This is a genomic window from Mesorhizobium sp. M7A.F.Ca.ET.027.02.1.1, from assembly GCF_004022985.1.
Classification (GTDB): domain Bacteria; phylum Pseudomonadota; class Alphaproteobacteria; order Rhizobiales; family Rhizobiaceae; genus Mesorhizobium.
On record NZ_RZOL01000284.1, the window covers coordinates 1 to 7,819 of the forward strand.

7 protein-coding genes and 1 pseudogene are annotated in these 7,819 nt (G+C 61.9%); 1 reads left to right on the forward strand and 7 read right to left on the reverse strand.

Features of this window, described 5'->3' with window-relative positions:
• Positions 1 to 320 (reverse strand): annotated as a pseudogene (locus tag EN749_RS25220) (serine protease); the annotation flags it as partial.
• 397 nt (positions 321 to 717) lie between these two features.
• On the opposite strand from EN749_RS25220, the gene EN749_RS25225 reads away from it, so the two are divergent.
• A complete protein-coding gene (locus EN749_RS25225; RefSeq protein WP_128308422.1) occupies positions 718 to 1,815 on the forward strand; it encodes a trypsin-like serine protease in 1,098 nt (365 codons plus the stop codon).
• 75 nt (positions 1,816 to 1,890) lie between these two features.
• On the opposite strand, the gene mgrA is transcribed toward EN749_RS25225, so the two are convergent.
• The 6 genes from mgrA to EN749_RS25255 all read right to left on the reverse strand — a co-directional run.
• Positions 1,891 to 2,937, reverse strand: coding sequence for an L-glyceraldehyde 3-phosphate reductase (gene mgrA, locus EN749_RS25230; RefSeq protein WP_128364194.1), 1,047 nt, complete (start codon positions 2,935 to 2,937; stop codon positions 1,891 to 1,893).
• A 121-nt stretch (positions 2,938 to 3,058) separates the two neighbouring features.
• Positions 3,059 to 4,201 (reverse strand): Gfo/Idh/MocA family oxidoreductase, encoded by a 1,143-nt coding sequence (locus EN749_RS25235; RefSeq protein ID WP_127809286.1) that lies wholly within the window; start codon positions 4,199 to 4,201, stop codon positions 3,059 to 3,061.
• An 11-nt stretch (positions 4,202 to 4,212) separates the two neighbouring features.
• On the reverse strand, positions 4,213 to 4,959 hold the full coding sequence (locus EN749_RS25240) for a sugar phosphate isomerase/epimerase (RefSeq protein ID WP_127809285.1): 747 nt from the start codon (positions 4,957 to 4,959) through the stop codon (positions 4,213 to 4,215).
• 53 nt (positions 4,960 to 5,012) lie between these two features.
• Positions 5,013 to 6,110: a sn-glycerol-3-phosphate ABC transporter ATP-binding protein UgpC gene (gene ugpC / locus EN749_RS25245; protein ID WP_023812494.1), complete on the reverse strand. Its 1,098-nt coding sequence runs from the start codon at positions 6,108 to 6,110 to the stop codon at positions 5,013 to 5,015.
• Between the two features lie 5 nt (positions 6,111 to 6,115).
• Positions 6,116 to 7,054, reverse strand: coding sequence for a carbohydrate ABC transporter permease (locus EN749_RS25250; RefSeq protein ID WP_081738772.1), 939 nt, complete (start codon positions 7,052 to 7,054; stop codon positions 6,116 to 6,118).
• On the reverse strand, positions 7,051 to 7,819 hold a 769-nt coding region (locus tag EN749_RS25255), incomplete at its 5' end, for a sugar ABC transporter permease (RefSeq protein ID WP_145990998.1). The genes EN749_RS25250 and EN749_RS25255, both read right to left, overlap by 4 nt.

Sequence of the window (7,819 nt, forward strand, 5' to 3'; positions counted from 1 at the left end):
TCCTTGATGATAAGCTCCCGCAGCGCTTCGCTCGGCTCGATCTTGATCTCCTTGCCATCGGCGGACCGTCCGACGATGCCGTAGGATTTGACAGCCGTTGCCTCGTCGGCAAGCGGCGCGGCGCGGCTGTCTTCGTCGGTCAGCTTCGGTGGCGCGATCGGCTTTGCCCGCCCGGGCTTGTAGTCGCCTGAAGTCACGTCGCGCGCGCTTTCGCCATTGCCGGCACTGGCGGAGCCAGGATCGGCGGCGAAAGCCGGAACCGTCCACATTGCGGTGTAAAGCAATGTGGACGCAATGAGTGCGTTTGTCAGTTTTGTCATGGTGAGACTCTCCCAAAAGTCAGCAAGGACTGGATCAAAATACAGAAATATTGTCGAGATCGTGGTGGCGTCGAAAAAGGAGTTTGGTTACCGCACTTGAAATATGACCATCGCCTATGCGGTCGGTCAAAAGCCCCCGCTAAAGACACCCGCGCGGATATATTGCCTAAATTAATACAACATTGGAATGACAATTAGCTTCCACATAGCCCGTGGGGGGCTATAGGGTTTTGAACGGGGTCTGCACAGGAACGCGATACGCGAAGCAGTGCCTGACTTGGTGTCCCTGCCGTGCCGCTACAACGAAAGCTGCGCGGCCTGACCACCAGTCTGAGGCTTGCTTTGTTGATCATGCGCCGGGGCTGGTCCGCTCGGGTACATATCAGGAGGGCTTCAGATGAACATCATCCATCGGTTCAGGCCGATCGCCGCTGCATCGCTGCTCGGCATCGCAGCCGCCCTTGCGGCAGCCAATTCCACCCAGGCCGACGAAGCGGTCGCCCGACCGGAGGCAGCGGTCTCGCCAATGAAGCGCGTGACGGAAGCCAGGGCGAAAGCCGCGGCGGAGAACCCCGACGCGGCCGACCGCGTCTATGGTGGCAACCAGGCCGAAAAGGGAGCCTATCCGTTCCAGGTCGCGCTGCTCACCACCGACAGGCTGGACGAGAACCCGGCCTCGCAGGCCAATGCCCAATTCTGCGGCGGCAGCCTGATCGCGCCGCAATGGGTGCTGACGGCAGCACACTGCCTCAACGACAAGGGTCAGCCGGTTTCGCCGGAGAGCGTCACCGTGCTGACCGGTGCAACCGATCTCAGCGAGGGCAAGCGCCACAAGGTGGTGGAGGTCATCGTCAACGAAGCCTACAGCGAGCAAACGCTCGACAACGATCTCGCCCTGCTCCGGCTTGCCGAACCGGCCGATGCGCCGACCATCAAGGTCGCCCATGAGGCAACCCCCGAGACCGGCAAGACGACGGTCACCGGCTGGGGCAAGATGCAGGACGGCACCTTTCCGACCACGCTGATGGTTGTCGATCTCGACCTGCAGCCGAACCAGGCCTGCAACAGCGGCATCAAGGCCATCTATGCGCGTGATCTGAAGGCAGCGCTCGGTGATCTGTCCCGCCGTATGCGCTATTCGGAAAAAGGCATCGACGCGGCCGCCAATGCGATCGCCGCCGACATGACCGACCCGCTGACCGGCAACATGATCTGCGCCGGCACCACCAGCGGCGTGCGCGATGCCTGCAACGGCGACAGTGGCGGCCCGCTGTTCATGACCGGTGCCGAAGGCCCGGTCCAGGTCGGCGTCGTCAGCTGGGGCGAAGGCCCGGCGGACGGCAGCGCGGCGTGCGGCCACAAGGAGGCCTACGGCATCTACACGCGGCTGGCCAACTACACCGGCTGGATCGAGGCGAAGATGAAGACCTCGGCTCCGGCGCCGGCAAAGCCCAAGGCGGGACTGGGCACCGCCCAGAAACCGAAAACGCCCTGAAGCAGCGCTGTTCGCTTTCAAGCAAAACGGCGGGAGAGGTTCCCGCCGTTTTGCTTGCCGGCTTATCGAGAGGACTTATTTTCGCGGCGGGCCTTTGCGCTCGGCGGAAGCCGCCCACAGATTAATGTCGGATTCGCGCGCATAGGTGTCGATCTCGGCGAGTTCGGCATCGCTGAAGTCGAGCACCTTGAGCGCGCCGACGCAGTCCTCGACCTGCTCCGGCCGGCTGGCGCCGATCAGCGCCGAGGTCACCCTGCCCTTGCGCAGCACCCAGGCCAGCGCCATCTGCGCCAGCGTCTGCCCGCGCTTGCCGGCGATGGCGTCGAGCGCCTTGATGTTGGCGATGGTCTTGTCGTTGATGAAGGCTGTCTTCAGCGACTTGCCCTGGGAGGCACGGCTGCCATCGGGAATGCCGCCGAGATACTTGTTGGTCAGCATGCCTTGCGCCAGCGGCGAGAACACGATGGAGCCGACGCCGAGCCCTTCGAGCGTGTCGAGCAGGCCATCTTCCTCCACCCAGCGGTTCAGCATCGAATAGCTCGGCTGGTGGATGACGCAAGGCGTGCCAAGCTGCTTCAAGATATCGGCGGCCTCGCGCGTGCGCTGCGAATTGTAGGACGAGATGCCGGCATAGAGCGCCTTGCCCGAGCGCACGGCATGGTCGAGCGCACCCATGGTTTCTTCCAGCGGCGTGTCGGGATCGAAACGGTGCGAATAGAAGATATCGACATAGTCGAGACCCATCCGCTTCAGGCTCTGATCTAGGCTGGCCAGAATGTATTTGCGCCCGCCCCATTCACCGTAGGGACCGGCCCACATTTCGTAGCCGGCCTTGGTCGAGATGATCAACTCGTCGCGGTAGGCGGCGAAGTCGGTGCGTAGGATCTCGCCGAAGGCGGTTTCGGCAGAACCGGGCGGCGGACCGTAATTGTTGGCGAGGTCGAAATGCGTGATGCCGAGGTCGAAGGCCTTGCGCGCGATCGCCTGCTTGGTCTTGTGCGGCGTGTCGTTGCCGAAATTATGCCACAGGCCGAGCGAGATTGCCGGCAGCTTCAGGCCGGAGCGGCCACAGCGGTTGTAGATCATCTTTTCATAGCGGTTTTCGGCAGGCGTGTAGGGCATCGGAAAATCCTCAAATGGCAGCGAGCCGGTCGGCTGCATCGCGACAGCGCGGCGAGTTGGCTCTGCCCCTCACCTTTACCCTCTCTCCGTCGGAACGGGGAGAGGGTTGAGGTGTGCTGCCCTATTTCTTCTTCGCCAAAAGCGCCTTGGCTTCCTTGACGCCAAGTGCGGCCGGCCGTCCGCAGGTGGTCTGCATGGCGACGAACTTGCCGGTTTCGCCGGAGCGCAACAGCCCGGTCATCACGTCGACGGCGTGCAGCGCCAGCTCCATCGAACAGCGGTGCGGCCGGCCTTCCGCGATCGCCACTGCCATGTCGGCGAGGCCCGATGTGCGGTAGTTGGCCATCATGCCTTGCGAATGCATCTCGTTGGGCACGCCGAACGGATGCGGCCAGTTCGGCAGCTTCTTGACCGGCTTGGCCGCGTCGGTGAAGCGAACGTCACCACCGAAGAAGTTCGGGTCTGGCACGAACACCGTACCCGCCTCGCCATAGAGTTCCATCGGCGCGTGGCCGTGGGCCCAGACGTCCCAGCTGGTGTTGAGCGTTATAACTGCACCGTTCTCGAACTCCAGCAGTCCATGTATGGTCGTCGGCGTGTTGACCGGTATCTTTTCACCCGCGCGCGGCTTTGAACTGATCGTCCGCTCCTTGGCCGGCGTCGTCGCGAAGGCCGCGACCTGTTTCACCGGTCCGATCAGCTGGATCAGATTGGTGATGTAGTAAGGCCCGATATCGAGCACGGGACCGGCGCCCGGCTGGAAGAAGAAATCCGGATTGGGGTGCCAATGCTCCATGCCGTGGCCCATGACATGACAGGTACCACTCGTGACCTTGCCAAGCTTGCCGGTGTCGATCAGGTTGCGCACCAGTTGGTGCGCGCCGCCGAGGAAAGTGTCTGGCGCCGAGCCGATCCGCAGGCCCTTTTTCTCCGCCCGCTTCTTAAGGTCGAGCCCTTCCTTGACCGACAGCACGAACGGCTTTTCCGAATAGACGTGCTTGCCGGCGTCGAGGATCTGCTTCGATACTTCGTAGTGCACCGCCGGGATGGTCAGGTTGACGATGATGTCGATGTCGTCGGCCTTGAGCAGGTCTTCGACGGTCTCGGCGCGCAACTTGAACTCCTTCGCCCGCGCCTTGGCCGCCTCCATGTTGATGTCGGCGCACGCACGCATTTCGATGCCGCGAAACAGCGGCGCCAGCGAAAAATACGCTTTCGAGATGTTGCCGCAGCCGATCACGCCGATGCCAAGTTTCTTTGCCATGCTGATTGCTCCTAATAGGTTTTGGCGGCTGCGATGGAGCGGCGGGCGAAACGCTCGATGTCGTTGGGGTTGTCCTGTTCCATGACGTAGTATTGGGCAGCACTCTTGGCACGCAACACCTTGATCAGGCCGGCCCAGTCGATGGTGCCATGGCCGACATCCGACCAGCCATCCTCATCCAGCCCCTCGCCGGGCTTGGCCATGTCCTTGACGTGGACGGCGCTGATGCGCTTGCCGTGCTTTTCGATCCACGACAACGGATCATCGCCGCCGCGCACCACCCAGGCAACGTCCATCTCCCAGCTGACATCGGGCGCGGATGACAGGATGTGATCCTGCGGCACCGATCCGTCGGCAAGTTTCTTGAACTCGAAATCATGGTTGTGCCAGGCAAAGCCGTAGCCGGCCTTTTTCGCGACGTCGCCGACCCTGGCCAGGCGTTCGCCGAAGCCGCGCCAGCCGGCCACGTCGGATGGCCGCTGATCGGGCATCAGGAAGGGACAGATGAGCAGCGTGATACCAAGTGCGTCGGCGGTTCTGCGCACGCCGTCGAAATCGTTCTCGAGCGCGTCGATCGAGAAATGCCCAGTCGGCATGGCAAGCCCGTTCTTGTCGAGCTCGGCACGGAATGCCTTGGGATCATCATAGACGCCGCCAAAGCCTTCGACCTGGGCGTAGCCGAGCTTGCCGAGCATGGCGAGCACACCGTCCCAGGGTTGGAAATTGCGGGCGCTGTAAAGTTGGAATGACCAATTCATCGTCTCTGTCCGTTTCGCTTGGGGATTGTCGTTGGAAGGTTGGTTCTCAAAAGCTAGATGCGTGTGCCCGTTGCAGTGTCGAAAAGCGAAGCGCGCATCGGATCGAAGCCAAGCGTCACCGCCTCGTCATTCTTGGGCGTGCGTTCCGAGGTCACTCGGACGCTGAAATTCTGCTGGGCAAGCTTCAGCCAGACCAGCGTGTCGGAGCCCATGGGTTCGACCACCTCGACATTGGCGGCTATCGAAAACGGCCAACCGGTGCCGCTGTTCAGACTGACATGCTCGGGCCTGATACCGAATGTGACGGGGCCGGGAGCCGGAGGCTTGGCAAAGTCGTAAGTGCCGAGCGGGATCTTGATATCCTCGGCCGCGAACCGCCAGCCGCCGTCGGCGTCTTCCAGGCGGCCATCGACGAAGTTCATTGCGGGCGAGCCAAGGAAGCCGGCGACGAAGCGGTTGACCGGGCGGTTGTAAATGGTCTGCGGCGCATCGAGCTGCTGGATGACGCCGCCCTTCATCACCGCGATGCGGTCGGCCAGCGTCATCGCCTCGATCTGGTCGTGGGTGACGTAGATCATGGTGTTCTGCAGCTTGCGATGCAGCAGCTTGATCTCGACGCGCAGTTCGGCGCGCAGCTTGGCATCGAGATTGGACAGCGGCTCGTCGAACAGGAACACGTCGACATCGCGCACCAGCGCCCGTCCGATCGCGACGCGCTGGCGCTGGCCGCCGGAAAGGGCGGCCGGCTTACGCTGCAGCAGCGGTTCGATCTGCAGGATTTCAGCCGCCCGCGCGATCCGCTTGGCGATCTCTTCTCTTGGCGTGCCGGCGACACGCAGCCCGAAGGACAGGTTCTTCTCCACCGTCATTTGCGGATAGAGCGCATAGGACTGGAACACCATGCCGATGCCGCGGTCCTTGGGCTCTTCCCAGGTGACGTTCTTGCCCTTGATGAAGATGCGGCCCTCGGAAACGTCGAGCAGGCCGGCAATGCAGTTGAGCAAGGTCGACTTGCCGCAGCCGGACGGCCCGAGCAGCACGATGAACTCGCCATCGGCGACATCGAGATTGAGCGTCTCCAGGACGGTCACCGCACCGAAGTTCAGCGACAGGTCCTGGATCGAAACGCTGGTATCATTGGCTGCCGTCATCGCCGTCACCCCTTCACCGCGCCGGCGGCGATGCCGCGTACGAAAAGCTTGCCGGAAATGAAGTAGACGATGAGCGGCACAAGCCCGGTCAGGATTGTTGCGGCCATGTTGACGTTGTACTCCTTCACGCCTTGCACCGAATTGACGATGTTGTTGAGCTGCACCGTCATCGGATAGGTGTCGGGGCGGGTGTAGACGACGCCGAACAGGAAGTCGTTCCAGATGCCGGTCACCTGCAGGATGATGGCGACGACGAAGATCGGCAGCGACATCGGCAGCATGATGCGCAGGAAGATGCCCCAGAAGCCGGCGCCGTCGACGCGTGCCGCCCGGAACAGCTCCTCCGGCATCGAGGCGAAATAATTGCGGAACAGCAGCGTCAGGATCGGCATGCCGAAAATGGAATGGACAATCACCAGCCCGCTGAGGCTGCCATAGAGGCCGATCTCGCGCAGGATGATGACGATCGGATAGATCATCACCTGGTAGGGAATGAAGGCGCCGACGATCAGGATGATGAAGAACGTATCGGCGCCCTTGAAGCGCCAATTGGCCAGTGCATAACCATTCACCGAGGCGATGGCGATCGACAGCAGCACCGACGGCACGGTGATGCGCACCGAATTCCAGAAGCCGCGCGAGAGCCCGTCGCAGTTAAGGCCGGTGCAGGCCGTTGACCACGCCTTGACCCACGGCTCGAAGGTGATCTCGAGCGGCGGTGAGAAAATGTTGCCGAGCCGGATCTCCGGCATGCCCTTGAGCGAGGTGACGATCATGACATAGAGCGGCAAGAGGTAGTAGACCGCCATGACGAACAATGTGCCGTAGAGGAAGACGTTGCGGCGCGAAATCATGCGGCGCGGCTTTGGACCGTAGGGCCCTGCGATTTCCTGGCGCGCGCCGGCGGCAACGCTTGCTTGAGCGGTGATGTCTGCAATGCTCATTTGCGTCGCCCGAACTCGAGATAGGCCCAAGGCACGATGACGATCACCACCGAGAGCAGCATCATGGTCGAGGCGGCAAAACCCTGGCCGAGGTTCTGGGCGAAGAACATATAGTCGTAGACGTATTTGGCCGGCACTTCGGATGCGATGCCCGGGCCGCCGCTGGTCTGGGCCACGACCAGGTCATAGACCTTGACGATGCCGGAAGCGATGATGACGAGCGTGGTGATGAAGACCGGCCGCATCATCGGGATGACGATGAACAGATAGGTCTTCCACATCGGGATCCCATCCACGCGCGCCGCCTTCCAGATGTCTTCGTCGATGCCGCGCAGGCCGGCCAGCATCAGGCACATGATGAGCCCGGTGCCTTGCCACAGCGCAGCGATCGATATGCCGTAGATGACGATGCTGGAATTATAGAGCGGGTCGAAGCTGAAGCTCGTCCAGCCTAAGTCCCGCACGACATGCTGGATGCCGAAATCCGGATTGAGCAACCACTGCCAGACCAGGCCGGTGACGATGAAGGAGAGCGCGAAAGGATAAAGGAAGATGGTGCGGAACGTGTCCTCGAAGCGGATCTTCTGATCGAGCAGCGCGGCAAGCAGAAAACCGATGACCAGCGAGAACACCAGCGAGATCGCGCCGTAGATCAACAGGTTCTCGATCGAGATCAGCCAGCGCGGCGCCGCCCACAGCCGGTAATACTGGTCTAGTCCGACGAAATTCAGCCGCGGCAGGAGCTTCGAATTGGTGAAGGAATAG